Raw genomic sequence first — 23,877 nt, forward strand, 5'->3', positions numbered from 1 at the left:
CAAAAATAATGAGGGCGCCGGAGCGCCCCCTGTCCTGCTTCGGATTTCCGCTTATGCAGCCTTGTCTTTCAGGTGCGGAAAGCTGTCCTTGAAGCGGCCGAATTTATGCGCGCCGCAGGTCACTGGCTCATAGCGCGCAGGGTTATCCGCACTGACGCAGCTGTCCAGCGGCTGGAATACGGCGTCCGCATCGGCGTCAATGAAGAACGGAATCGAATAACGCTCCCGGCCCGAGGCATTCACCACCCGGTGCAGGTTGGCAAGATACAGATCATTGGTCAGCCGCTGGATCAGGTCGCCAATATTGATGACAAATGACCCGGCAATCGGCGGCCCCTCGACCCACTGGCCGTCGCGGTTCATCACCTGCAAGCCGCCCACATCGTCCTGCGCCAGGATGGTCAGGCTGCCGTAATCCGTATGGGCGCCGATCCCCATTACACTCTCGTCGATCTGCCCCTCCTGCGGCGGGTAGTGCAGCAGCCGCTGGATGGTGATCGGGTTCCGCATCTTCGGCGCAAAGAAATCCGCCTCCAGATCCAGGCTGACCGCAATCGCCCGCATCAGCCGCTGCGCCAGCCCCTTCATCTCCTGATGATAGCCATAGACCGCGCGTTCAAATTCCACCCGCGCCGCGGGCCACAGGTTGGGGCCAAAGAACGGCGCGTCCCCGGCCGGGCCTTCCGGCCCGATATCAAAGCACTCCTTCAGATCCTTGGTCTTCTTGGGGTCGGTGTTCTCGCCGAAGATCTCGATATAGCCGCGCAAAGCCAGGCCGGATTTCGAGATATGCAGGTCCATCTTGTCCTGCAGCGGCAGGTCAAAGAACGCCCGGGTTTCATCAAAGGCGCCGTTCACAACCGCCTCCGGCACCCCGTGGTTCTTCACATAGAAGAAGCCGACGTTGGTCAGCGCCCAGCGGATTTCCTTGGCGACCTCAAACAGGCTGCCGCCCGTGTTCAGCGCGCTGATGTCGATCACCGGGATCTTGTCGAAAGAGACCCGCTGCGCCCGCAGCCGGTCCTGAAGCCGGTCAATGTCCTGATCTGCCATTGCTCTCTCCCCTTGTGCAAAGCTGGGGCAGTCATCGGCTGACAGGGCCCCGCGCTCAACAGGGAAAAAATGCAACTGACATGAATCTGATTAACTCAAGGGGCGACAATTTCCTGCAAAATAGGGGCTGTACACAACTGAACGCATTAGCCCGCAACAGCACAAAGCCGCCACATCACTTCCCCTCCCAGCTCTCCGCCCAATGCACCAGCCCTTCACGGCCCGCATCGGTCAGCTGGTAGATGCCGGTCGCCACCCGTTCGAACCAGCCATAGTGGTTGCTGGCCATCAGCCGGGTGGCCCGCGCCACGCCGGTGGCCTTGGCGACCTCCGCCCCCTTGCAGGCGCCGGCCCCGGCCAGATGCGCGGCGCAGGCCAGCGCGTCCTGGCGGTAGGCGGTGACAATGCCATGCCGGGTGGCGCCGCCCGCGTTGGGGTCGCCGCGCAAGGCCTGGAATTCGCGCAACAACCGCGCCTGCTTTTTCTTCGACTTGCGGGGCGCATAAGGGCCGGGATCGCAATGCACCTCTGCCCGCCCGTCCGCCAGCACCGTGATCAGCCCCAGCCCCAGCCGCCGGCACATCGCCAGATTGTCCTTCATCATCCGCCGCGCCTGCCGCCCGCCGGGCCTTGGCACCGCGATATAGACATGGTCGGTGATTGCCAGCCGGGCGATGGCCTGGTGGAACAGCGACAGCGAAAACTTCAGCTTCAGCTCGACAATCACCGGCACCTCATCGCCGCGCACAGCCACCACATCGGCCGCCCCCACCTCACCCTTGACGGCATAGCCCTGGGCCTCCAGCAGCGCCTTCACCGGCGCATAAAGCTGATCCTCGCGTTCCATGCCCCATGACTGGCAGGAAGCGCGCGGCTTGGCAATCCGCCGCCCGGTTTTACGGGGCAACGCAGGGTTTTACATTGCCGCCACCCCTGCCCCGCCCTAGGCTCTTAAGTTCAGGCCAAGAGTTCCGGATACCCCGGGGAAAGGGCGCGTGATGAAACGGATTGCACTGGCACTTGCGCTGATGCTGCAGGCCACCGCCGGTTTTGCCGCCTGCCGCGGCATCGACTACCGCGACCACCTGCCGCCCGCGACCCAGGCGCAGCTCGACCGCGAAATGGCCGCAACCCCGTTTTCCCAAGGCAACCACTGGGTCGCCACCAAGGGCCGCCGCACCATCCATGTGATCGGCACCATGCATGGCGGCGACGCCCGCATGGCCAAGGTGATGCGCACCCTGCGCCCGGCGCTCAGTTCGGCGCAGGCGATTTACCTGGAAACCTCCGATCAGGACATGGAGCGGCTGGACCGGATGCCGCCCTCGATGGCGCGCAGCTTCCTGCTGCCGCAGGGCCGCGAGCTGCGCCAGCTGCTGGCCCCCGATGCCTGGCAGCGCTTCAAGCTGACCGCCCAGGTCACTGGCGCCAATCTGGAAACCATGAACCGGATGCAGCCCTGGGCAATCTCGATGTTCCTGGTGCAAAGCGGCTGCCGCCCCTACGGCTTTGGCCTGCGCCGCGGGCTGGACGACCGGATCGCCGATTTCGCCGCCCGCAAGCGGATCCCGCTGGGTGCCCTGGAAACCCCGGAGCAGGCGCTGGCGGCCATCTCCGGAATGCCGCTGCGTGACCAGGCCCGGATGCTGGAGCTGGAGCTGCAGCTGATCCAGTCCGACAAGCCAGAGGACGCCACCCCGGTTGAGGCCTATTTCGATCAGAGCGTCTGGACCTCCTTCGTGCTGGCGCCCTGGATCAGCGCCCAGTACAGCAGCTTTTCCCATGCCGAGACCACGCGGCTTTGGGACCAGTACAACCGCCGCCTGCTGGACCAGCGCAACATCCGCTGGATGAAGGTGATCGGCGCCGCCCGGCAGGAGCGCTTTGTGATTGCCGTCGGCGCCGCCCATCTGCCAGGCAAAAACGGCCTCTTGAACCTGCTCAAGGCACAGGGCTTCAGCCTGGCCCGCGCCCCGTGGTAGGCTGCGGCAAACCTGCCATTCAATTCACGTTTCAGGACATTTCTTCATGCGTTTCATTCTCGCCTTTGCCTTCCTGCTGCTGCCTGCTTCGCTCTGGGCCGCCTGCACCGGCACTGACCAGCGGCTGGCGCTGAGCGCCAGCGACCGCGCCGCCATTGACGCCGAGGTCGCCGCCGCCCCCTTTGCCGAAGGCAACCACTGGATTGCACGGCGCGGCAGCCGCACCCTGCATGTGATCGGCACCATGCACATCAACGACCCGCGGCTGGACGCGGTGACCGCTGCCTTGAAGCCTGTGATTGCCGAGGCCGACCTGCTGCTGCTGGAGGGCACCAAACGCGAAGAAGCGGAGCTGATGGCCGCCATCGGCCGCGACCCGTCGCTGACCCTGATCACCGAAGGCCCCAGCCTGATCGACCGGCTGCCGCCGCAGGAATGGGACGACCTGGCGGCCAAGGCCCGCGCCAATGGCGTCGCGCCCTGGATGGCCGCCAAGATGCGGCCCTGGTTCCTGGCCGTCTCGATGGCGGTGCCGCCCTGCCTGCGCACATCACCCGAACGGACCCGCGGCCTCGACAAACGGCTGGAGCAGGCCGCCGATGAAGCCGGCACCGAAACCCGCGCGCTGGAAAGCCCGATGACCCTGTTTGAGGTCTTCAACAGCGAGCCGCTGGAGGAGCAGGTCCGCCAATTGCGGGCTTATCTAACCCTGCTGGGCGGCGAACAAGACGCCATTTTCACCATGATCGAAAGCTATTTCGACGAGCAGGCGCTGACCTATTTCACCATCTATGAGCGCGACTTCCTGCAATCCGACGCGCTGCCGCCTGAGGAAACCCGCCGGATATGGCAGGAGTCGATGGAGGCGATGCTGGACAACCGCAACCGCGCCTGGATCCCGGTGATCGAGGCGGCGGAGGGCGACCTGATCGTAGTCGCCGCAGGCGCCCTGCACCTGCCTGGTGAGACCGGCGTTCTGAACCTCTTGCAGCAGGCAGGCTACACGCTGGAACGCGCACCGTTCTGAGGCCGCGCCTCAAGACACTGTTTTACAAAGACATCTGCACATGGCCAAAATCCCCTTTTCCGATCCGATCTGGGCCCGGCTGTACGGGCCCTACGGCAACCAGTCCGGGCCGCAGCAGTTGCAGGCGCTGGCAGCCGGCTGGGACCAGGACGCCGCAAATGCGCTCTATTGGGATAAGCTGCACCATCAGGAAACCCTCTATCCGCTGACCTACGCCGCCTTGCCGTGGCTGTGGGATCTGGCCCCCAGAACCCTCGATAACCTCTACTTTTTCTCGCATTCTGTCAGCTGCGCGCTGTCAAACAGCGATGACTGGGAGCACGCGCCGGACCCGCAGCGGCGGCTGACCGGCCTGTCTCTGGATGCCAGCCGGCACGCGCAAGACTGGCTGCCTGCCGCGGAGCATCTGAGCCCTGAAGACATGGGCCTGCTCGCCAGTCTGGAACGCTGGTTCCTGGCAGCCGCGCCAAACATCGCAGAGGCTGCCCTGGCGGGCCTTGATGCCGCGAACACCCTTTCGGAAATTGCGGTTCTATGCAGCGCCCATTGCAGCCTCAGCGGCTGCTATCCGGCCTTTACGGCGCTGGAAATGATGGCAGAAAGGGAACCGGATGAGTTTCTTCTGGAGGAGCTTGGCGCGCTGGATCAGCGCAACCGCCAGATGCTGCTGACGCTGGCCGGGCGGATGCAGGACCGCCACCCGGACCACGCCCGGAACGTCAGGGCGTTTGCCCGGCATCCCGGCCACGGGGAAGCCCTGGCGGAGCGGGATCCAGGAACGGCGGACATGTTCGCCTGAGCCTTCCTTCAGGCACAACTCCGCATTGCAGCAGCTGCGGGGTGACAAGCTTGCGCGCCAGCCCTATAAGGCGCGCAAATCCCGCCTTTGCGACTCTTTCGACGAACAGGACAGCCCCATGACCATCCAAGTTTTCGGCCACAAATCCCCCGACACCGATTCCACCGGCTCCCCCATTGTCTGGGCCTGGTACCTGAACGAGGTGAAAGGCGTGGCCGCCGCCCCGAAACTGCTGGGCGAGCCGAACACCGAAGCCGCCTTCATGCTGCAGCGCTGGGGCCTGGAAAAGCCGGAAATCATCGCCGATGTGTCTGACGACGCGGCGGTTGTCATCGTCGACACCAACAACCCGGCAGAGCTGCCCGCCAACATCAACGGCGCCGACGTGCAGGCGATCATCGACCACCACAAGCTGGTCGGCGGCCTGGAAACCAAAGGCCCGATCGACATCACCATCCGCCCGCTGGCCTGCACCGCCACCATCATGCACGACCTGATGGGCGACGATGCCGCCAAGATGCCGGAAGCCGTCAAGGGCGCAGCGCTGACCTGCATCCTGTCCGACACGCTGGAGTTCCGCTCCCCCACCACCACCGCCCATGACAAGGCCGTGGCCGAGAAGCTGGCGGGTGAGCTGGGCATCAACATCTCCGAATATGCCGCCGAGATGTTTGCCGCAAAATCCGACGTCTCCTCCTTCTCCGATGCGGAGCTGATCCGCATGGACTCGAAGGAATACGAGGTCGACGGCACCAAGTTCCGCGTCTCCGTTCTGGAAACCACCGCGCCGGGCGTGGTGCTGGACCGCAAGGCCTCGCTGATGAACACGATGACCTCTGTCGCGGCCGAGGACGGCGTTGATCAGGTGCTGCTGTTCGTGGTCGACATCCTGAACGAAGAAGCCACCCTGCTGGTGCCGAACGACCTGGTGAAAACCGTTGCCGCCAAGTCCTTTGGCGCCGATGCGGCCGGTGACACCGTGGTGCTGCCGGGCATCATGTCCCGCAAAAAGCAGATCATTCCGAACCTCAAGGTCTGATCCGCCTTCTGGCCAAGCTTAAAAAAGGGCGCCCGCGGGGCGCCTTTTTCGTTTGTGCCGGCGTTTTAGGCGTGCCGTCAGTCCAGCCCGAACACCGTCATCCATTCGCTGCCCGCCGGGCGGAAACCGGCGTAATCCGCCAGCATCCGCGTCACCGCAGGCATATGCGCGGCGCCATAGACGATAGCGATGGAAAGCGGCTGATCCCGGTCCAGCACATCCGCCAGCTTTTCGCAAAGGCGCGTGTCGCGCTGATGCAGCAACACGCCGCGCAGCAGGGCTTCTTCGGTATCCCAGGACAGGCTGCTTTCGCGCGTGCTGAGGTCATCCACATTGCGCCCGCGCGACAGGCTGTCCCGGGTGGCGAAACAGCGCCGGCGCAGCCCGATCCAAGGCGCATAGACGAAGCAGAGTGCACGCATGGCAAGCGGCAGCGTCTTCCAGGCTGCCTCGAACTCCGCCTGGGTGACGTCGGCGTGAATGCGTTCTGCCCGGCCCGCTCCGGCCGGCAGTTTGGGCTGCGTCACCAGCCCCAGGCGGTTGCCGTGCAGCCAGCGGTAAGACCGGGTCAAATTCTGTCCGACCGGCGATTTCACACCCTCGAACAGCAGAACATCGTGGTCCAGCGCGTCGCGGTAGACCGCGTCATAGAACCCGGCCTCGCCGATATGCAGCATCGGGAACAGGGTCACCTCTGCCGGGTGTGCGGCGCTTTTGAAAACATGGCGGGCGGACCTCAGCCCCATGAAAGACCGTTCAATAAATTGCATCAAGCGCCTGAAAAAATTGAAGTTCAGGGCGCAGGCTACACCAGAGGCTGTGAATGCGGAAGGCCCGGCCTCCTTACGGAGGCCGGGCTCTTACTCACGCCAGGTTATTCCAGCGGCTTGCCTCAGGCGGAGCGGGCAGCCGGTTCGCTTTCTTTGCCGGACCAGGTTGCGCCTTCATCGCCGAAGTCCTCCCAGCGGTCTTCTTCCAGGCTTGCCGCCATGGCCTCTTCATAGACCGTCTCCGTGTCCAGCTGCTGCTTGCCCATGTCTGCCGGCCCGGGCGTCACCTGCGTGTCCAGCGCATCCGGCCGGGCGCTGTCGAGCAGCACGAACTGGCCGACCATGCGGTTCAGCTCCACGGTTTCGCCGCTCATGGCGCGGATCGCGGAGCCGGTTTCCTCCACCATCGAGGCGTTCTGCTGGGTCACCGCGTCCAGCTGCGAGACGCCTATGTTGATCTCGTTCAGCCCCTGCGCCTGCTCTGCCGACTGGCGCGATATGCCGGCCACAAGTTCGGTGATGCGGCTGACCTGGGTGACCACGGTCTCCAGCGCCTTGCCCGCGCCGTCCACCTTGTGCACGCCGTCCTGCACATGGCCGGAGCTGGCGCTGATAAGCGTCTTGATCTCCATCGCCGCGTCAGAGGAGCGCTGCGCCAGCGCCCTGACCTCGGACGCAACCACTGCAAAGCCGCGCCCGACCTCGCCCGCGCGGGCGGCTTCCACCCCGGCATTCAGCGCCAGCAAGTTGGTCTGAAAGGCGATATCGTCAATGACGCCGATGATCTGGCTGATCTGGTTGGAGGAGTTTTCGATCTCGTTCATCGCCGCAATCGCGCCCTCGACCACTTCACCGCTGCGCTCCACATCGGCGCGGGCGGCCTCAACCGCGCCCTGCACCTCTTGCGCGTTCTGGGCCGAGGAATTGACGCTGGCCGTCATCTGCTCCAGCGCCGCGGCGGTCTGCTCCAGTGTCGCCGCCTGGCTTTCGGTGCGCTGCGACAGATCCTCTGCCGCGATGCGGATGCCATCCGCCTGGCTGTTCAGCCGCCCGCCGGCCTGCACCACCTTGGACAGCAGCTCATTCAGCTTGTCGACGGTCTCATTGTAATTCACCCGCAGCGGATCGTAATCGGCCCCGAATTGTTCAGCAATCTGGTCGCTGAAGTCACCCTCTGCCAGATGCTGCAGCGCCTGGCGCAAGCGCTCGATCACTGCCTCGCCTTCCTGGCGCAGCTTGTTCTGCTCCTCCAGCGCCTTGACCACGCGGCCCGAAACCGCATCAATGTCCTTGGCAATCTCGCCGAAATCATCCGCCCGCATCCGGTCCGCAACCTTGAGGCTGAAGTCGCCCTCTGCCACCTCGCGCAGGGCGGCCCGCATCCGTTCAATCGGCCGTGTGATGGTCAGCGTCACCTTGCGGGAATTGCGGGCCATGATGACCGTCGCAACCGCCGAAATACCCAGCACCAGATAGAGCAGGTTGTAATTATGCTGGCGTGCTTCAATCGCGGTTTCTGAAGCTGATGCCTTGATCGCGGTGCCAAGCCTGGACAGTTTTTCGGAGATCGTAGCGGAGTAGGACTGGAAGGCGGGCAACGCATCGACGGCTTCCGCCGTGTCGGTAAAGGCGAGCGCCACGACCTCTGCGCCCGTATTGTTGAACCCGTCGACCAGCGGCAGCAGCGACGCCACCATGTTGCGGATATGCTCCGGCTGCTCCAGCCCGTGCAGCAACTCCATCTCGGTGCGGAATTTTTTTGCTTCAGCCTCCATGGCGGCCTGCAGCTCTGCCTTGCGGTCCTCCGCCCCGTTCTGGCCCAGCACCACTGCAGAAACCACCGCGGCCTCCACCTTGCTGTGGGCCATGTCCGCCGTCAGCTCATGCCGGACCGCCTGGGTCACATTGATCTGCTTTTCCAGGTTCAGCTCGCTCTGCCACAGGCTGAAGAGCGATACCGTGGCCAGGATAACCACCGAGGACATGGCGATGACGCCGGACAGCAGAAGCCGCCGTTTCAGGGACATCGTGCGAAAAATAGACGGACTGCGAAACATGACAAAATCACCACAGGGTTGTTTTCTGACATACAAGATCGCCCGGGTTAATTTTTGAAAAATCTGCAGGCCCGATGCAGCTTTTTAACGGTAGCTGAACGGAACGGCGGCAATTCCGGGGCGCGCGGACCACTGGCCTTCTGCTGCCGTCTCTGCCATAGCTGGCGGCAAAGATCCCACGCGCGAAGGCCCGGACATGACTCAGATCATCAACTCCCTTTCCGACATTTCCAGCCGCTACAAGGCGCTGTTCGTGGACCTGTGGGGCTGCGTGCACAATGGCATCACTGCTTTTCCTGATGCGGTGGCGGCGCTGCAGGCCTACCGCGCGGCGGGCGGCATCGTGGTGCTGGTGACCAATTCGCCGAAGCCGCGCGCCGGTGTGGCGGCGCAGCTGGGCCAATTCAACGTGCCGGATGATGCCTATGACACGATCTCCACCTCCGGCGACAGCGCACGGGCGGCGATGTTCACCGGTGCCGTGGGCAACAAGGTCTATTTCATGGGCGAGTGGGAGCGCGATGCGGGCTTTTTCGAGCCGCTGCACGTGATCCATGAACCGGTGGAGATCACCCGGGTGCCGCTGAAGGAGGCCGAGGGCATCGTCTGCTGCGGGCCGTTCGACACCATGGCGGATCCGGAGGTGAACCGCGCAGATTTCCTCTATGCCAAGCAGATGGGGATGAAGCTCTTGTGCGCCAACCCTGACATCATCGTCGATCGCGGCGAGAAACGGGAATGGTGCGCGGGCGCCCTGGCGCGGCTTTATACCGAGATGGGCGGCGAGAGCCTGTACTTCGGCAAGCCGCATCCGCCGATCTATGACCTGGCCCGGCTGCGGCTGCAGGAGGTGGCGCCTGGGATTGCCGATTCCGAGATCCTGGCGATCGGCGACGGGCCGCATACGGATATTGCCGGCGCCATGGGCGAAGGCATCGATTCCCTGTTCATTACCGGCGGGCTTGCAGCCAGAGAGACAAAGACATTAGTCCAGCCGGACCCGGAGGCACTGGAAGCCTATCTGGCGCAGGAGCAGTCCGCGCCCAGCTATGCCATTGGTTTCCTGCGGTAAATACAGCGGTCGGCACCCCTTCCAGCTTACTATGCCTTGCAACCCCGCCCGCTTTGGGCGGGGTTTTCTTTTGTCAGAAACTTCTTGATTTTCTGCAGTTGCAAAGTAATAAAGTTGCGCAAGGCGTCACGCTGGCGCGCAAAAGTTACAACGCCAAACGGTCAAGCAGCACGATCAGGACCGGGCGAACGGAGGATGAAATGTTGGACAACATGCCGCGCGGAACCATCTGCATCGAAGACATCGAGATGGGCATGGTGCGTTACCTGCGCAAAGTCATCACCGATGAGGACATCGAGAAGTTCGCCCAGGTGTCAACCGACCGCAATCCGGTGCATCTGGATGACGATTACGCCCAGGACACCATTTTCGAGGGCCGGATCGCGCACGGGATGCTCACCGCCGGGCTGATTTCAGCCGTCATTGGCGAGCAGCTGCCGGGCCACGGCACCATCTACATGAGCCAGTCGCTGAAATTCCTGGCGCCGGTGCGCCCGGGCGACCTGGTGCTGGCGGAGGTCGAGGTGACCGACATCGTGATCGACAAGCGCCGGGTCAAGCTGGACTGCCGCTGCATCGTGGATGGCAAGAAGGTGCTGGTGGGCGAAGCCATGGTGATGGCGCCCTCGCGCAAGTTCGACTGAGGCAGAGGCCGGGCCCGGACAGGGGGCGTTGCCCCCTCGCGCCTTTGGCGCTCACCCCCAGGGTATTTCGGACCAGAAAGAAGCGCAGGCGCAGTGTGCGCGGTGCGCGCAGCGTTGTGAGCCGCCGGGGGCCTTTGCCCTTGGCGGTTTTCTCTTGCCGTGTCTGTTGTTTTGGTCTTTCCGTTCGGTTCTGCGCTGAAGCCCAATTAAGGGGGCGGCGCCGCCGGGTGGAGGTGGACAGACCCCCCCGGGGGCCTGCTCGGACAGGATATCCTGGACGACCCCCTTTTTATCAGGGCCGGTCTCCGGGTGTTGCGCAGGCAGCCCAAAGATGCCTGCGCCTCGTATCATGGCCCATGCGCGGAGCCATGGCGGGGGATCGCGATCATTGGGGAGTATGGCAGAGGGGCATGAGGATTGCGTGAAGGGGGCGTACGGTGGGTCCGCAACACCCTGTGAACATGCCACTCAACCTGCAGCCTCAGCCCCTGTGAAACCCGGCGGCAGCGTGCGCCCTAGTCACTCAATCTTCTGCCAGACAGAACCTGTTTCCCTGGCAAACCTTTTGGTCCAGATCGAAAAGGCCAATCATTGTGCTATTGATTTCATGGGGCGTGCCTGAAAACTCTGACGCAACAGTTACTATTACCCATTCCCGTTTGCCATTGTCATCATTGACATAGGAGTAATGCCGGGACGTTTTCACAGGTCCCAAAATACTGCTGTTTGGCACATCTGCAGTCAATGGTCCTCCGATTCTGGCCCATGTGTCATATACTTGCCGCAACACCTTTTCGCCAAACGGTACGGTTTCCTGAATACATTCCTTAACGACCTGGCTTGGTTCCTGTTCGGCCGCGACCAGGATCATTTTTTGAACTCGTTCCTTGTTCGGAGCCGGGTCAACGAATTGGAATGGCCCATCCTGAATGTGAAAATCCGGCTGGATGCCTGTGGCTTCTTTCAGAAATCCCCTGAGGCGTTTCGCATTCAGTTCAGGATACTGAGAGCATACAACGATTGCTTTGATCAGGACAAAGCTCTTTGTACTTGTACCTAAAGTGAATTGGGCGATCAGCTCCGCCCGAGCCTGAGTCAGCAGCGTTGCATACATTGCCATTGCGGCCAGAATTGTTAGTCGCAAGATTCGAATACCCTTAACCTGATGCGCTTTTTCAATCAGCCTGTTCTAAGCTTTTAACGCGGTCCCCCGCCAGAGTCCTTGTGACTGCCGGTCCCGCCCTCCCCCGCCACTGGCCGCTTGAACCGCCGCGCGGCTGCGGGTACGGATGCGCCATGCGTATCGTCAGAGATTATGAATTCGTCGAAGACCAGGACCGGGGCGCCACCGTTGCCATCGGCAATTTTGACGGCGTGCATCTGGGCCATCAGTCGGTGATCGAGCTGGCCCGCGATGCGGCACCGGAGGCGCCGCTGGGGGTGATGACGTTTGAGCCGCACCCGCGGGAGTATTTTGCGCCCGACAGCCCTCCGTTCCGGCTGATGCGGGCCGAGACCCGCGCCCACCGGCTGGAGAAGCTGGGGGTGGAGCGGCTGTATGAGCTGAACTTCAATACCGCGCTGTCGAGCCTGACGCCGGAGGAGTTCGCCCGCGACGTGATCTCCGAAGGGCTGGGGCTGGCGCATGTGGTCGTCGGCGCCGATTTCTGTTTCGGCAAGGGGCGTGCGGGCAACGCCGAGGACCTGCAGCACTTTGGCGAACAGTATGGTTTTGGCGTGACGATTGCGCCCTTGATGGAATATTCCGAGCACGCGGTGTCCTCCACCGCGATCCGCAACGCGCTGAGCGAGGGCCGGCCTGCGGATGCCAAAGAGATGCTGGGCCATTGGCACCGGATCGAGGGCACCGTGATCGGCGGCGAGCAGCGCGGGCGGGAGCTGGGCTTCCCCACGGCAAACATGTCGATCGACGGGCTGCACCAGCCGTGTTTTGGCGTCTATGCGGTGCTGGTCGATGTTTTGGACGGGCCGCATAAGGGCAGCTACCACGGCGCCGCCTCTGTCGGGGTGCGGCCGATGTTCGGGGGCGTGGTGCCGAATATCGAGACCTTTGTGTTTGATTTCTCCGGCGATCTTTATGGCGCGACGCTGTCGGTGGGGCTGGTGGCCTTTTTGCGGCCGGAGATGAAGTTTGACGGGCTGGATGCGCTGATTGCGCAGATGGACGCGGATTGCGCCGAGGCGCGTGACATACTGGTGGCGCTATGAAACCTGCAAAAGACGTTATCGACCGCTCCGGCCTTGGCCAGCGCTTCTGGGAGAAGAAGCCGCTGGAGAAACTGAGCCAGAAGGAATGGGAAGCGCTGTGCGACGGCTGCGGCAAATGCTGCCTGAACAAGCTGGAGGATGAGGAGACCGGCGAGGTGGCGCTCACGCGGGTCGCTTGCCGTCTGCTGGATGACAGCACTTGCCGCTGCGCCCAGTATCCGATCCGGCACCAGTTCATCCCCGAGTGCATCGTGCTGAAGCCGGACAATCTGGACACCCACGCCTATTGGATGCCGCAGACCTGCGCCTACCGCCTCTTATGGCAGGGCAAGCCGCTGCCGGAATGGCACCCGCTGCTGACCGGCACCCCCGAGAGCGTGCATCAGGCGGGTGTTTCGGTGCGCGGCTGGACGGTGTCAGAGTTTGAGATTTCCGAGGATGAGTGGGAAGACCACATCATCGAAGAACCGACCGGCTGATCCTGCCCTGCCGCGGGACTGTTAAACAGAAATACAATTTCAGGTTGCATTGCACGCCACCCCGCCGCCATGATGAGGGAATCCAAGCGGGTTTCCCACAAGGAGGGCAGCAAATGCCATTCGAGCACGGCACCTATTTCAGCGAGAAAGAAGCCTATAAGGCCAAGGCGTTCCTTTCGACCCTGGGGCTGAGCGGCAAGCAGGCCGCGGAGATCCAGGCCTGGCATCAGTATCACCTGGGCAAGCAGCTGACGGTCTGGGCCACGGTCGGGACCTTTGCCGGCATCGGGCTGGGGCTGCTGTTTGCGCGGATGTTCTGAACCCGCCGGGCCGGGGCGGCTTGGCATCGGCGCCGGAACTGCCTACTGCTAGGCAATACTTCTGGCAGACAAGGGACTTCGCTGATGCATTTCGCCTCCGACAACTCCGGCCCGGTGCCGCAGCAGATCCTCGACGCGCTGGCGCGGGCCAACCAGGGCTATGCCATGGGCTATGGCTCTGACGCTGAGATGGCAGAGGTGACGGAGCGGATCCGGGAGATTTTCGAGGCACCTGAGGCGGCCGTCTATCTGGTGGCCACCGGCACCGCGGCCAATGTGCTGGCGCTGTCCACCCTGGCGCAGCCCTGGCAGACGGTGTTCTGCACCAAGCCCGCCCATATCAACATGGATGAATGCAACGCGCCGGAGTTTTACAGCGGAGGCGCCAAGCTGACGCTGGTGACGGAGGCGGACAAGATGACCTCCGAAGGGCTGCGCGCCGCCATCGAGGGCGAGGAGACCCGCGGCGTGCACGGGCCGCAGCGGGGGCCGGTGTCGCTGACGCAGGTCACTGAGTTCGGCACCGTCTACAGCCTGCAGGAGCTGCAGGCGGTCTGCGGTGCAGCCAAGGAATACGGGCTGCCGGTGCATATGGATGGCGCCCGGTTTACCAATGCGCTGGTGTCGCTGGGCTGCACGCCTGCGGAGATGACCTGGAAAGCGGGCGTCGATGCGGTGTCCTTCGGCGGCACCAAGAACGGCTGCATGGGGGTAGAGGCGGTGATCTTCTTTGATCCCCGCCACGCGCAGGAGTTCGAGTACCGGCGCAAGCGCGGTGCGCATCTGTTTTCCAAGCACCGTTACCTGTCAGCGCAGATGCTGGCCTATCTGAGCGACGATCTGTGGCTGGAGAACGCCCGCGCTGCCAATGCGAAAACCGCGCTGCTGGCCGAGGGACTGAAGGCGGCGGGCGCGCATTTCACCCACCCGGCGCAGGCCAATATGATCTTTGCCGCCCTGCCCCGCCGCAAGCATCAGGAGCTGTTCGCCGCCGGCGCCATTTATCACCTTTGGGACGGGCTGCTGCAGGGGCCGGAGAACGAGATGGTCACGGCCCGGTTTGTCTGCGACTGGTCGGTGCCGGAGGAGGACATCCGGGCGTTCCTGTCGCTACTCTGACCGCAAGCAGGGCTGCGGTCAGCGCTTGCCCTGCGCCCAGAGCAGCGCGTCCTCCAGCCGGTCGTCACCCCAGAAAACCTCCCCCGCCACAACGAAGCTGGGGGCGCCAAAGATGCCCAGCGCCATCGCCTCCTCCGTTGCATCCGCCAGCATCTTGACGGTCTTGTCCGACACCGCCTCAGCCAGCACCCTGCCCGGGTCCTGGCCCGCGGCCTGGAGGCTAGCGGAGAGGTTCGGGTCCTCGCCCGCGGGCTGGCCGGCTTCGAACCAGCAGCGGTAAGCGGCCTGAGTATAGGCCTCGCCCCAGCCCTCTGCCGCGCCCAGCGCCGCCACCTGGTTGGCCAGCACCAGTTCCGGCAACGGGTACGGCGCAGGCAGCCGCACGTGGAGGCCGTAGCGCCCGGCGCGGCGTTCGATGTCGCGCCACATATAGGCGGTCTTTTCCGGCTTATCCTTGAACGGGATGTTGTTCTGCACCGTCATCACATGGCGCACGTTGAAGGGGCGCCAGCGGACCGGAATGCCCGCCTGCGCCGCGGCGTCACCGATCCGCATCACTGTTAGGTAGCTGTAGGTGCTGCCGATCGAATACCAGAAATCCAGTCCGGGCATGGGGGCCTCCTGTCAGTCAGTGCTGCGGTAGAGATTAGCAGCGGGGCGCGGTTTATCCACTCTCCCCCTGCCGCCGCCCCTGCTGCCGCGGGCTGTTTTATGGTAGAGTAACGAAAGCAGCGGGTGGCAAGACCCGCGTCCTGGGGCCCTGAGCGAGCAGAATTTGCCAGCAAGGGAGGGGACATTCAAATGACACGATCCACCATTGACGGCGCGGCGCTGGACTATGCCGCGGGCGGCGGGCTGCTGAGCCGCCGGACGCTGTTGGCTTCAGCCGCTGCGGGGACGGCCGCGGGGCTGCTGCAGCCGCGCGTGGCGCGGGCAGAGGCGGAAATCCCGGAATGGACCAAGGCCGCAGGCGCAAGGGCGCGCGGTTATGGCGCGCCGGCGGCGGCGGAATCTGCGGTGCAGCGCGCCATCATCGAACCCTGGCAGGACGTGGCGCCGGCCTTCAGCCTGTCGGGCACGCCGCACCACAAGTTGCGCGGCACCATCACCCCCAGCGGGCTGCATTACGAGGTGCATCACGGCGGCCGGCCCGACATCGACCCGGCCCGCCACCATCTGATGATCCATGGGCTGGTGGATTACCCGCTGCAGTTCACCCTGGACGCGCTGGAGCGTTATCCGATGGTGACGGCGACGCACTTCCTGGAATGCGCCGGCAACAGCCTGTTCAACGCCATCATGCCGGAGCCGATGCAGGCGGGCTGCGACATGCTGCATGGGCTGGTGTCGAACACCGAATGGGCCGGCATCCCGATGCGCATTCTGATGGAGGAAGCCGGCGTCAAGCCAGAGGGCAAATGGGTGGTTGCCGCGGGCGCTGACGGGCCGAGCCTGGCGCGGTCGATCCCGATGGAGAAGGTGATGAGCGACGGGATGCTGGCGCTGTACCAGAACGGCGAGCGGATCCGGCCCGAGCAGGGCTATCCGATGCGGCTGCTGCTGCCCGGGTTCGAGGGCAATATGAACATCAAGTGGCTGACGAGCCTGTGGGTGACGGAGGAGCCAGTGCATACCAAGGATGAATCGGGCGAATATACCGAGATCCTGGCCGATGGCTCCTCGGTCCAGTTCACCTTTGCGATGGGGGTGAAGTCGTTCATCACCCATCCGTCCTCCACCATGACGATGAGCGGGCCGGGATTTTACGAGATTTCCGGGCTGGCCTGGACCGGCGCGGGCAAGGTCGCCAAGGTCGAGGTGTCAGCCGATGGCGGCACCAGCTGGGCCGAGGCGGCGCTGGCCGGGCCGGTGCTGCCGCAGGCGCTGACACGCTTCAGCCTGCCCTGGCACTGGGACGGATCGCCCCTGGTGCTGATGAGCCGCGCCACCGACGAGACCGGCGCGGTGCAGCCTGCGCGCGCTGACTGGAAGGCGCGCTATCACGCCTCGAATTTCCTGCATTACAACGCCATCCAGCCCTGGCAGGTCACGGCAGAAGGAGCGGTTCAGAATGTCTATCTTTAAACTCGCCACCACCGCCCTGCTGCTGACCGCCGCTGCCGCCCGCGCCGAAGGGCCGGGGCTGGGGCAGCCGCTGGAGGCCGCGGATATCCCGTTTTATGCCACCTATGTGAAACCCGATGGCACCGGCCTGCCCGAAGGCAGCGGCACTGCAGCGCAAGGCGCGGAGATCTATGCCGCAAAATGTGCCACCTGCCATGGCGCAACCGGCAGCGAGGGCCCGGTGATGCCGCCGGTTGGCCCCAATGATGTCTGGGCCAAGCCCGCAGGCAGCTACTGGCCCTATGCCACCACGCTGTTTGATTACATCCGCCGGGCGATGCCGCTGGAGGCGCCGAAGTCGCTGAGCGATGACGAGACCTATGCGCTGGCGGCCTTCATCCTGGAGCGCAACGGGGTGATTGATGCGGACACCGCGATGACGGCAGAGACCCTGCCCGCAGTGAAGATGCCGAACCACGGCAACTTCACCGACGTCTGGGCCAAGCAGGGCGCGAAACCCTGGTGAGGACGGGCCGGGCTTAGAACTTGCCGTTGTCGTTCTTCCACTCGCTGCGCGGGGGGATGGCCTCGATCGTGTCCCAGTGCTCGGCGATCCGACCGTCCTCGATGCGGTAGAGATCGTAGAAGCTGGTGTGGATGCCGCCCCGCTGCCCCTCGCAGGCGCAGAGGACGAAATTGCCCTCTGCCAGCACCCGGTGGAGGTACTCGTACTGGATTGCGAGCGTGCTGTTTTCTGTGGCTGACAGCGCTTCGCGCAGGGCGGGCAGGCCGTCGGTCAGATCCGGGTTGTGCTGGATGAGGTCCGCGTGGACATAGTCCGGCCGCTGGTCCAGCTGCCGCCGGATCAGCACCTGCTCGGTATAGCTGCGGGCCAGGGTGCGGTTCTTTTCGGTCTTGTCCAGGTCCGTGATCTCCGTGGCGCCGTCCTGCATCCCGCGTCCGGAGGGGTTGGGGCCGCGCAAAGGCTGGATGTTATCCCAATGCTCCACCGCCTGCCCGTCCTCGAAGCGGAACACTTCGAACGCCGCGCGCAAGGAGGAGAAATCGTATTCGATATGGGCAAAGGCGAAATCGCCATCCTCAAACACCCGTTTGAAGGTGACGCGGGGCGAGGTCTTGGCGAGGCGGGCAAACAGCTCCGCCAGCCCCTCGCTGCCCTCGTGGGTCTGCGGGTTGTGCTGGATGTATTTCGCCTCGTTCACGACGGCGGCAGAGGCCGGGTCGCCGGTCTCCAAGCCTTTGAGGAGGGTTTTCAGCAGGTCTTTCTTCGATGCCATCTGTGCCGTCTCCTCGCTGCAGGCGGTGGTGCTTATCCTGCCCCGTCCATCGCAGTGGTGCAAAGGGTCAGTGCAGGTGCCAGAAGCTGCGCAGCAACGCTACGGTCTGTGCCGGGTGGGTGAGTGGCAGCATGTGGCCCGCGCCCGGCACCGCGGTGTGCGCGGCGTTCAGGCGTCGGCAAAGGCTGCGGGCGATGGCGGGGATCACCGGCGGGCTGTCCGCGCCGGTCAGAATCTGCACCGGCATCGTCACGGGAGCCAGTGCGCCGGGGGCCAGGGTGCCGTTTGCGTCCTCATGCAGCACCGCGCGGCTGGCCATCACCACTGGCATGGCGCGCAGCATTGCCGCACGGGCGGGGGCTGGCAGGTCGGGCCATTTCACCTCTCCGATCCCCCACATGCGGTTGAACAGACGGGTGGTGAGTTCCCGGTCTCCCGCTTCCCAGGCGGCTTCGGCCGGCTGGCTGGCCTTTTCCAAAGCGGCAAAGGCGGCGGGATCCTCGGCCTGCGCGGCGGCAAACAGCACCGGCTCGATCAGGGTGAGGCTGCGCACCAGATCCGGCCTGGCCATCGCCATCCGCAATGCCACGGTGGCGCCGAAGGAGTGGCCGACGAGGTCCACGGGAACCGTCAGCAGCGAAAGCCCTGCCTGCATGTTCAAGAGCTGGTAGTTGCCCTGCCCGTCCCAGTCCGGGCTGCGGCCATGGCTGAGCATGTCGAAACCGGTGAGGGTGACCTCCTCTGCCATTTGCTCTGCCACGCCGCGCCAGGCGCCGGAATGGGCCAGCGAGCAATGCACCGCCAGAACAGACCGAGGCCCCTGACCGAAGCTGCGATGGAACACCTGCGGGGCGCGGCTCATGCAGCCGGCCCTTCACGATGCGGGTTTTGACGAGGGGTTGTAGGGCTGCGCCTGCGTGCCACCAAAAGCTGTTTCTCCCGCTTAGAACTTTGCGCGAGGGTAAGTGCATGATAAGCGGGGTTCAATATCACGAATCTGACACATTGCCATTGCTGCCTGGGGATCACAGCCAATGCCGACCTTGAACGAACCCAAGCTGATTGCTGGGAACGCCAACCTTCCTCTTGCCCAAGCCATTACCCGCCGCATGAGCCTGCACCGCGGTGTCGACCAGGGGCTGGTGGACGCCCGCGTCGAGCGGTTCAACGACGGCGAGATCTTCGTCGAAGTTTATGAGAACGTCCGCGGCGAGGACATGTTCATCATCCAGCCGACCTCAAACCCGGCCAATGACAATCTGATGGAGCTCTTGATCATCGCCGACGCGCTGCGCCGCTCCTCAGCCCAGCGCATCACCGCGGTGATCCCCTACTTCGGCTATGCCCGCCAGGACCGCCGCACCAAGGCGCGCACGCCGATCTCGGCCAAGCTGGTCGCCAACATGCTGACCGGCGCCGGCATCGAGCGGGTTCTGACCATGGACCTGCACGCGGCCCAGATCCAGGGCTTCTTTGATATTCCGGTGGACAACCTTTATGCCTCGCCGATCTTTGCGCTGGACGTGAAGGACCAGTTCAAAGGCCAGATGGATGAGTTGATGGTGGTGTCGCCGGATGTGGGCGGCGTGGCCCGCGCCCGTGAGCTGGCCAAGCGCATCAGCGCACCGCTGTCGATCGTCGACAAACGCCGCGAGAAGGCCGGTGAAGTGGCGGAGATGACCGTGATCGGCGACGTGAAGGACAAGATCTGCCTGATCGTCGATGACATGTGCGATACTGCCGGCACCCTGTGCAAGGCAGCCCAGGTGCTGCTGGACAACGGCGCCAAGGAAGTGCACGCCTATATCACCCACGGCGTGATGAGCGGCCCGGCGGTGGAGCGCGTCAGCAATTCGGTGATGAAGTCGCTGGTGCTGACCGACACGATCCAGCCGACCGAGGCGGTAAAGAACGCGCCCAACATCCGCATCGTGCCGACCGCGCCGCTGTTTACTCAGGCGATCCTGAACATCTGGCACGGCACCTCCGTGTCCTCGCTGTTCGAGGACAAGACGCTGGTGCCGATCTACGAGAGCCTTTATTCCAACGGCGGCTGAGGCGGCTGTTAAATCGAATTGGAAAGCCCCGCGGTTGCGGGGCTTTTTGCTTTTCAGGCTCTCGCACGGTGGCGGCCGGCTAAGACGGTCGCGGCGGCGGCTGTTGCCGCCACCAGCGCCAGCAGGGCTGCGGCAGCACCGAAAGCGCCGACATATCCCCACTGTGTGATGGCCGGCGTGCTGGCAAAGGGCGACAGGAACTGGCCGCAGAACACCGAAGCCGTGAGGATTGCGCCTGCCGTGCCGCGCCGTCCCGAGGGGGCAAGCGCCAGCGTAATGGCAACAAAACCGGGGGAGACCGTGGCGTAACCGATGCCGACAACCATGGCGCCTGCCAGGGACAGCGCCGCGCTTCCTTGCTGGGCCAGCACCGCAAAGCCCAGCGCCAGCGCGCCGTAGCCGAGCGCAAAGATTGCAGCATGCGGCAAACGGGCTTTGAGCCGGCCGTAGAACAGCGCGGCGATACCGCCGCAAAGCGACAACAGGCCCAGCCCGGCCCCGGTCATCAGCGCGCTGTTGAGGCCCTGGGACGCAAAGAAGAACGGCAGCTGGGTCGGCATCATGAAAAAGAGGCCATTGGTCAGCATCTGCAGGGCAGAGATGGCAATGACCAGCAGCAGCCACGACGGGTGGCCCGGTGTTTCTGCCTGCCCTGCCCCGCCGGTGCTGCGCCGGGATTCCGGGGCGTGGCGCCAGACGGTGTAAAGGCACAAGACGGCCAGCCCGTAGATCAGGAACGGCAGCCGCGGTGACAGGGTGGCGGCCAGCCCTGCGGTGCCGATGAAAACCAGCCCGCCGAAGTTGCGGGCCGAAATCTGCAGGCCGGTCAGGGCCTGGCGGCTGGCACCGGTGAAATAGTCGCCGATCAGCGCGGTCTGCGCGGTCATGATCAGCCCGACGGCAATGCCAAGGCCAAAGCGGCTGATGAGCATCAGGTGCAGGTCCGGCAGGTAATACCCCGCGGTGCCGCACAGGAGGAACAGCCAGACCCCCGCCAGCAGCACGGGCCGCCGCCCCTTGCGGTCGGTGAGCCAGCCCGCCAGCGGCGCGGTCAGCATCACCCCGAGCGAGGGCACGGTGACCAGAAGGCGTACCAGGAAGCCTGCATCGGGCACCTCCGCAAATTCCTGCTCCAGCCCTGCCAGCGCCGGGCTGATGGTGGCGTTGGCCATCACTGTAAGGCTGGCGGCCATCAGCAGCGCAATGGCCTGGGGATGCCGCCAGAGGCTTTGATTGTTGCTCGTCATCAGGGATTTTCCTTGTTCAATCCGTGCAAGGCTGGCAGCCTGCAAATTAAAGTCAACTTGAGGTCAAGGATGAAACTTCTGGATATCGGCGAGGTCGCGGAACGCTCTGGCGTGGCGCCCTCTGCCCTGCGGTATTACGAGGAGATCGGGCTGATCACCTCCGCGGGGCGCAAGGGACTCAGGCGGCAGTTCGGACCGGAGGTCCTGTTGCAACTGTCGCTGATTACCTTGGGCAAGGCGGCAGGGTTTTCGCTGCAGGAGATTGCAGGCATGTTCGGCAAGGACGGCCAGCCCGATCTGCCGCGGGACCAGCTGCACGCCCGCGCCGATGCGCTGGAGGCGCAGATCCGCGAGCTGACGGTGCTGAAGGACGCGCTGCGCCATGTGGCGGACTGCCCGGCGCCAAGCCATCTGGAGTGCCCGAAATTTCGAAAGCTGCTGCGGGCCGGGTCCATCACGGCGGAGGTTTAGTCGACGTCCCAGTCATCAGCGTGGGGCAGTTCGCCGATCGCCAGCCAGGCGGCGCGCAGGCGGGCGGCGCGGCTGTCGGCCCAGGTGCGGAAGACGATATCAAAGCCCTGGCAAGTGATGTTTTCCGCCACCAGTTCCGCGCGGATCGCGGCGGAGGTGTCCATATCCCAGAGCGACACAGACACATGCACTGCGGGCGGGCTGGCAAAGGCAGCGGTGAACTCCACCGCCCGGCGCCGCACCCGCGGGCCGGTGCCGGTCCACATCTCGCCGCCATCCTCGAAATCCGAGAACACGGTGACATCGCCCTGTTCGACGCCGGTGCGGGGATTGCGCAGTCGTTTCATTCCGGTTCCCAAGCCGTTAGCCCGTTTCTCAGAGTAAGTCATACAGCGGTATAATCCAGAAACCAGCCGAAAAGCCGCGCTGCCTATGGCCTTTCTTGCAGTGCTGAGGCCAGGGCTGCCCCCCTTCCTGGCGCATTGGCCCGGCGTGCCATGAGGGGAATATTCCCTCCTATCATCCGAAAATCCCCGAAAGAGGCCATTCTTCCCGAATGTCGCAATATCTGTGGATTCCGGCGCGCTGGCATCGAGTCCGCGGCGGCGATCTCTGGTGTGTATCTGCATCCGCCAAAGTCAGGCGTTTTGACCAAAGGGAGGAGAAACCCCGTGTCACCATCTGATCCGAATATTGCCAAACCCGGTCTCGGACTGGCGCTGCTGCCGATCCTGCTGACCTTGCTGGTACTGGGCATCCAGCTGTTCTACTTCGGGGATTTCACCCCGCATATCCCGCTGGCGATCGGCATCGCCATCACCGCGCTGGTCGGCCTGAAGCTGGGCCACAAGTGGGACAATATCGAAGAGGGCGTGTTCCACGTCATCAACATCTCGCTGCCGTCGGTGTCTATCCTGATCACCGTCGGCATGATTGTCGGCATCTGGATTGCCAGCGGCACCGTGCCGACGCTGATCTATTACGGACTGAAAATCCTGTCGCCGGAGCTGTTCCTGGCTGCGGGCATGGTGCTGTGCTCCATCGTGTCGGTATCGCTGGGCACCTCATGGGGCACCGTCGGCACCGTCGGCCTGGCGCTGATGGGGATCGGCGCGGGCTTTGGCATTCCGATGTACTGGACCGCGGGCGCGGTGGTTTCCGGCGCGTTCTTCGGCGACAAGATCTCCCCCCTGTCGGACACCACAAACCTGGCCCCGGCCGTGACCGGCACCAATCTGTTCGATCACATCCGCAACATGCTGCCGACCACCGTGCCGTCGATGCTGATTGCGCTGGCGATCTACCTGGTGGTGGGATTCACCCTGATCGACACCTCGCAAGTGTCGTTTGAGCGGATTGACGCGATCACCGCGGCGCTGGACAACGCGTTCTGGATCTCGCCGCTGATGCTGCTGCCGGCGCTTCTGGTCATCGTGCTGGCGGTGAAGAAACAGCCGCCGATCCCGTCGCTGTTTGCCGGTGCTGTTGTCGGCGGCATCATGGCGATGGTGTGCCAGGGCGCGGGCCTGCATGAGACATTTACGTTCGCCAACAGCGGCTATTCCATCGACACCGGCGTGGCCGAGATCGACCCGCTGCTGAACCGCGGCGGCATCCAGTCGATGATGTGGACCATCTCGCTGGTGCTGCTGGCGCTGGGGTTCGGCGGCGCGCTGGAGCGGACCGGCTGTCTGCAGGCGATCATCGAGGTGATCATTGCCCGGGTGAAGAGTTTTGCCGGCATCCAGACCTCCGCCATTCTGACCTCGGTTGCGACCAACACCGTGGCGGGCGATCCGTATCTTTCCATTGCCCTGCCGGGCCGGATGTAAGCGCCGGTTTACCGCGGCATGAAGTACTCGCCGCTGAACCTGTCGCGCGCCATCGAGGAAGGCGGCACGCTGGTGTCGCCGCTGATCCCCTGGAACGCGGGCGGCGCCTTTGTGATCTCGGCTCTGGCGCTGGGGATCGCCGATGGCAACTTCGAGAACCTGCTGTACATCCCGCTGGCCTTTGCCTGCTGGCTGTCGCCGCTCATCGGCATCTTCTATGCGATGACCGGGCTGTTCTCGCCCAAGGCAAGCGACGAAGAGGTCGCGGCCTGGGAGGACAGCGGCGAGCCGGTGCAGGAACTGACCGCCTGATCCCCC

General features: G+C 64.0%; 24 protein-coding genes and 1 pseudogene. 15 read left to right on the forward strand and 10 right to left on the reverse strand.

Annotation, left to right across the window (positions count from 1 at the left end; translation table 11 throughout):
• Positions 1 to 51: 51 nt before the first annotated feature.
• Complete coding sequence (locus RA25_RS18690; RefSeq protein ID WP_052254296.1) at positions 52 to 1,053, reverse strand: isopenicillin N synthase family dioxygenase; 1,002 nt, start codon at positions 1,051 to 1,053, stop codon at positions 52 to 54.
• A gap of 175 nt (positions 1,054 to 1,228) precedes the next feature.
• Positions 1,229 to 1,900: a DUF2161 domain-containing phosphodiesterase gene (locus RA25_RS18695; RefSeq protein ID WP_039174410.1), complete on the reverse strand. Its 672-nt coding sequence runs from the start codon at positions 1,898 to 1,900 to the stop codon at positions 1,229 to 1,231.
• A gap of 151 nt (positions 1,901 to 2,051) precedes the next feature.
• On the opposite strand from RA25_RS18695, the gene RA25_RS18700 reads away from it, so the two are divergent.
• From RA25_RS18700 to RA25_RS18715, 4 genes are all read left to right on the forward strand, one after another.
• Positions 2,052 to 3,035 carry a TraB/GumN family protein gene (locus RA25_RS18700; RefSeq protein WP_039174411.1) on the forward strand — a complete coding sequence of 328 codons (984 nt, stop codon included), beginning with the start codon at positions 2,052 to 2,054 and terminating at the stop codon, positions 3,033 to 3,035.
• A gap of 46 nt (positions 3,036 to 3,081) precedes the next feature.
• Positions 3,082 to 4,062, forward strand: a complete 981-nt coding sequence (locus RA25_RS18705; RefSeq protein WP_039174413.1) for a TraB/GumN family protein — start codon at positions 3,082 to 3,084, stop codon at positions 4,060 to 4,062.
• Between the two features lie 40 nt (positions 4,063 to 4,102).
• A complete protein-coding gene (locus RA25_RS22220; protein ID WP_052254297.1) occupies positions 4,103 to 4,861 on the forward strand; it encodes a hypothetical protein in 759 nt (252 codons plus the stop codon).
• 118 nt (positions 4,862 to 4,979) lie between these two features.
• On the forward strand, positions 4,980 to 5,900 hold the full coding sequence (locus RA25_RS18715) for a manganese-dependent inorganic pyrophosphatase (RefSeq protein WP_039150699.1): 921 nt from the start codon (positions 4,980 to 4,982) through the stop codon (positions 5,898 to 5,900).
• 77 nt (positions 5,901 to 5,977) lie between these two features.
• On the opposite strand, the gene RA25_RS18720 is transcribed toward RA25_RS18715, so the two are convergent.
• A complete protein-coding gene (locus RA25_RS18720; RefSeq protein WP_019298599.1) occupies positions 5,978 to 6,670 on the reverse strand; it encodes a hypothetical protein in 693 nt (230 codons plus the stop codon).
• A 122-nt stretch (positions 6,671 to 6,792) separates the two neighbouring features.
• Entirely contained in the window at positions 6,793 to 8,697 is a 1,905-nt protein-coding gene (locus RA25_RS18725; RefSeq protein ID WP_241477446.1) for a methyl-accepting chemotaxis protein, read from the reverse strand.
• Positions 8,698 to 8,923: 226 nt separating this feature from the next.
• On the opposite strand from RA25_RS18725, the gene RA25_RS18730 reads away from it, so the two are divergent.
• Both RA25_RS18730 and RA25_RS18735 read left to right on the forward strand, forming a co-directional pair.
• Positions 8,924 to 9,799 carry a TIGR01459 family HAD-type hydrolase gene (locus RA25_RS18730; protein ID WP_039174415.1) on the forward strand — a complete coding sequence of 292 codons (876 nt, stop codon included), beginning with the start codon at positions 8,924 to 8,926 and terminating at the stop codon, positions 9,797 to 9,799.
• Between the two features lie 200 nt (positions 9,800 to 9,999).
• Complete coding sequence (locus RA25_RS18735) at positions 10,000 to 10,443, forward strand: MaoC family dehydratase (RefSeq protein WP_019298602.1); 444 nt, start codon at positions 10,000 to 10,002, stop codon at positions 10,441 to 10,443.
• 523 nt (positions 10,444 to 10,966) lie between these two features.
• On the opposite strand, the gene RA25_RS18740 is transcribed toward RA25_RS18735, so the two are convergent.
• Positions 10,967 to 11,587, reverse strand: coding sequence for a hypothetical protein (locus RA25_RS18740; protein ID WP_152612240.1), 621 nt, complete (start codon positions 11,585 to 11,587; stop codon positions 10,967 to 10,969).
• A 152-nt stretch (positions 11,588 to 11,739) separates the two neighbouring features.
• Between RA25_RS18740 and RA25_RS18745 the strand changes: the two genes are divergently transcribed.
• The 4 genes from RA25_RS18745 to RA25_RS18760 all read left to right on the forward strand — a co-directional run bounded on the left by RA25_RS18745 (position 11,740) and on the right by RA25_RS18760 (position 14,590).
• Positions 11,740 to 12,672: a bifunctional riboflavin kinase/FAD synthetase gene (locus tag RA25_RS18745; RefSeq protein ID WP_039174419.1), complete on the forward strand. Its 933-nt coding sequence runs from the start codon at positions 11,740 to 11,742 to the stop codon at positions 12,670 to 12,672.
• Positions 12,669 to 13,151: a YcgN family cysteine cluster protein gene (locus RA25_RS18750; RefSeq protein WP_039174421.1), complete on the forward strand. Its 483-nt coding sequence runs from the start codon at positions 12,669 to 12,671 to the stop codon at positions 13,149 to 13,151. Before RA25_RS18745 ends, RA25_RS18750 begins: the two co-directional genes overlap by 4 nt.
• A 113-nt stretch (positions 13,152 to 13,264) precedes the next feature.
• Positions 13,265 to 13,471 carry a hypothetical protein gene (locus RA25_RS18755; protein ID WP_019298646.1) on the forward strand — a complete coding sequence of 69 codons (207 nt, stop codon included), beginning with the start codon at positions 13,265 to 13,267 and terminating at the stop codon, positions 13,469 to 13,471.
• 84 nt (positions 13,472 to 13,555) lie between these two features.
• Positions 13,556 to 14,590 carry a threonine aldolase family protein gene (locus RA25_RS18760; protein ID WP_019298645.1) on the forward strand — a complete coding sequence of 345 codons (1,035 nt, stop codon included), beginning with the start codon at positions 13,556 to 13,558 and terminating at the stop codon, positions 14,588 to 14,590.
• Positions 14,591 to 14,608: 18 nt separating this feature from the next.
• Here RA25_RS18760 and RA25_RS18765 read toward each other — a convergent pair whose 3' ends face one another.
• Positions 14,609 to 15,202, reverse strand: a complete 594-nt coding sequence (locus RA25_RS18765) for a 2-hydroxychromene-2-carboxylate isomerase (protein WP_039150442.1) — start codon at positions 15,200 to 15,202, stop codon at positions 14,609 to 14,611.
• A 189-nt stretch (positions 15,203 to 15,391) separates the two neighbouring features.
• Here RA25_RS18765 and soxC point away from each other — a divergent pair, with 189 nt between their 5' ends.
• Positions 15,392 to 16,675 (forward strand): sulfite dehydrogenase, encoded by a 1,284-nt coding sequence (gene soxC, locus RA25_RS18770; protein WP_039174422.1) that lies wholly within the window; start codon positions 15,392 to 15,394, stop codon positions 16,673 to 16,675.
• Complete coding sequence (locus RA25_RS18775; protein WP_039174423.1) at positions 16,662 to 17,180, forward strand: c-type cytochrome; 519 nt, start codon at positions 16,662 to 16,664, stop codon at positions 17,178 to 17,180. The genes soxC and RA25_RS18775 overlap by 14 nt, the downstream gene beginning before the upstream one ends.
• Before the next feature lie 13 nt (positions 17,181 to 17,193).
• Here the strand turns inward: RA25_RS18775 and RA25_RS18780 are convergent, their stop codons facing one another.
• Both RA25_RS18780 and RA25_RS18785 read right to left on the reverse strand, forming a co-directional pair.
• Positions 17,194 to 17,952 (reverse strand): nuclear transport factor 2 family protein, encoded by a 759-nt coding sequence (locus tag RA25_RS18780; RefSeq protein ID WP_039174424.1) that lies wholly within the window; start codon positions 17,950 to 17,952, stop codon positions 17,194 to 17,196.
• A gap of 67 nt (positions 17,953 to 18,019) precedes the next feature.
• Entirely contained in the window at positions 18,020 to 18,814 is a 795-nt protein-coding gene (locus tag RA25_RS18785) for an alpha/beta fold hydrolase (protein WP_039174425.1), read from the reverse strand.
• Positions 18,815 to 18,986: 172 nt separating this feature from the next.
• Here RA25_RS18785 and RA25_RS18790 point away from each other — a divergent pair, with 172 nt between their 5' ends.
• The gene (locus tag RA25_RS18790; RefSeq protein ID WP_019298639.1) at positions 18,987 to 20,009 is read left to right on the forward strand and encodes a ribose-phosphate pyrophosphokinase; all 1,023 of its coding nucleotides are present in this window, start codon (positions 18,987 to 18,989) and stop codon (positions 20,007 to 20,009) included.
• Positions 20,010 to 20,062: 53 nt separating this feature from the next.
• On the opposite strand, the gene RA25_RS18795 is transcribed toward RA25_RS18790, so the two are convergent.
• Positions 20,063 to 21,256 (reverse strand): MFS transporter, encoded by a 1,194-nt coding sequence (locus tag RA25_RS18795; protein ID WP_039174427.1) that lies wholly within the window; start codon positions 21,254 to 21,256, stop codon positions 20,063 to 20,065.
• A gap of 69 nt (positions 21,257 to 21,325) precedes the next feature.
• On the opposite strand from RA25_RS18795, the gene RA25_RS18800 reads away from it, so the two are divergent.
• Complete coding sequence (locus RA25_RS18800) at positions 21,326 to 21,727, forward strand: helix-turn-helix domain-containing protein (protein ID WP_019298637.1); 402 nt, start codon at positions 21,326 to 21,328, stop codon at positions 21,725 to 21,727.
• On the opposite strand, the gene RA25_RS18805 is transcribed toward RA25_RS18800, so the two are convergent.
• The gene (locus RA25_RS18805; protein ID WP_039150465.1) at positions 21,724 to 22,074 is read right to left on the reverse strand and encodes an H-type lectin domain-containing protein; all 351 of its coding nucleotides are present in this window, start codon (positions 22,072 to 22,074) and stop codon (positions 21,724 to 21,726) included. The two genes, RA25_RS18800 and RA25_RS18805, sit on opposite strands and share 4 nt — an antisense overlap.
• Positions 22,075 to 22,398: 324 nt before the next feature.
• Here RA25_RS18805 and nhaC point away from each other — a divergent pair.
• Positions 22,399 to 23,871, forward strand: a pseudogene (gene nhaC / locus RA25_RS18810) (Na+/H+ antiporter NhaC).
• Positions 23,872 to 23,877: the final 6 nt, after the last annotated feature.

It is taken from the genome of Leisingera sp. ANG-S5 (genome assembly GCF_000813925.1).
In the GTDB taxonomy this organism is placed as follows: Bacteria; Pseudomonadota; Alphaproteobacteria; order Rhodobacterales; family Rhodobacteraceae; genus Leisingera.

Coding starts and splice junctions, on each gene's coding strand:
- RA25_RS18690 (WP_052254296.1), bottom strand. CDS start 1,053: ATGGCAGATCAGGACATTGACCGGCTTCAGGACCGGCTGCGGGCGCAG.
- RA25_RS18695 (WP_039174410.1), bottom strand. CDS start 1,900: ATGGAACGCGAGGATCAGCTTTATGCGCCGGTGAAGGCGCTGCTGGAG.
- RA25_RS18700 (WP_039174411.1), top strand. CDS start 2,052: ATGAAACGGATTGCACTGGCACTTGCGCTGATGCTGCAGGCCACCGCC.
- RA25_RS18705 (WP_039174413.1), top strand. CDS start 3,082: ATGCGTTTCATTCTCGCCTTTGCCTTCCTGCTGCTGCCTGCTTCGCTC.
- RA25_RS22220 (WP_052254297.1), top strand. CDS start 4,103: ATGGCCAAAATCCCCTTTTCCGATCCGATCTGGGCCCGGCTGTACGGG.
- RA25_RS18715 (WP_039150699.1), top strand. CDS start 4,980: ATGACCATCCAAGTTTTCGGCCACAAATCCCCCGACACCGATTCCACC.
- RA25_RS18720 (WP_019298599.1), bottom strand. CDS start 6,670: ATGCAATTTATTGAACGGTCTTTCATGGGGCTGAGGTCCGCCCGCCAT.
- RA25_RS18725 (WP_241477446.1), bottom strand. CDS start 8,697: ATGTCCCTGAAACGGCGGCTTCTGCTGTCCGGCGTCATCGCCATGTCC.
- RA25_RS18730 (WP_039174415.1), top strand. CDS start 8,924: ATGACTCAGATCATCAACTCCCTTTCCGACATTTCCAGCCGCTACAAG.
- RA25_RS18735 (WP_019298602.1), top strand. CDS start 10,000: ATGTTGGACAACATGCCGCGCGGAACCATCTGCATCGAAGACATCGAG.
- RA25_RS18745 (WP_039174419.1), top strand. CDS start 11,740: ATGCGTATCGTCAGAGATTATGAATTCGTCGAAGACCAGGACCGGGGC.
- RA25_RS18750 (WP_039174421.1), top strand. CDS start 12,669: ATGAAACCTGCAAAAGACGTTATCGACCGCTCCGGCCTTGGCCAGCGC.
- RA25_RS18755 (WP_019298646.1), top strand. CDS start 13,265: ATGCCATTCGAGCACGGCACCTATTTCAGCGAGAAAGAAGCCTATAAG.
- RA25_RS18760 (WP_019298645.1), top strand. CDS start 13,556: ATGCATTTCGCCTCCGACAACTCCGGCCCGGTGCCGCAGCAGATCCTC.
- RA25_RS18765 (WP_039150442.1), bottom strand. CDS start 15,202: ATGCCCGGACTGGATTTCTGGTATTCGATCGGCAGCACCTACAGCTAC.
- soxC (WP_039174422.1), top strand. CDS start 15,392: ATGACACGATCCACCATTGACGGCGCGGCGCTGGACTATGCCGCGGGC.
- RA25_RS18775 (WP_039174423.1), top strand. CDS start 16,662: ATGTCTATCTTTAAACTCGCCACCACCGCCCTGCTGCTGACCGCCGCT.
- RA25_RS18780 (WP_039174424.1), bottom strand. CDS start 17,952: ATGGCATCGAAGAAAGACCTGCTGAAAACCCTCCTCAAAGGCTTGGAG.
- RA25_RS18785 (WP_039174425.1), bottom strand. CDS start 18,814: ATGAGCCGCGCCCCGCAGGTGTTCCATCGCAGCTTCGGTCAGGGGCCT.
- RA25_RS18790 (WP_019298639.1), top strand. CDS start 18,987: ATGCCGACCTTGAACGAACCCAAGCTGATTGCTGGGAACGCCAACCTT.
- RA25_RS18795 (WP_039174427.1), bottom strand. CDS start 21,256: ATGACGAGCAACAATCAAAGCCTCTGGCGGCATCCCCAGGCCATTGCG.
- RA25_RS18800 (WP_019298637.1), top strand. CDS start 21,326: ATGAAACTTCTGGATATCGGCGAGGTCGCGGAACGCTCTGGCGTGGCG.
- RA25_RS18805 (WP_039150465.1), bottom strand. CDS start 22,074: ATGAAACGACTGCGCAATCCCCGCACCGGCGTCGAACAGGGCGATGTC.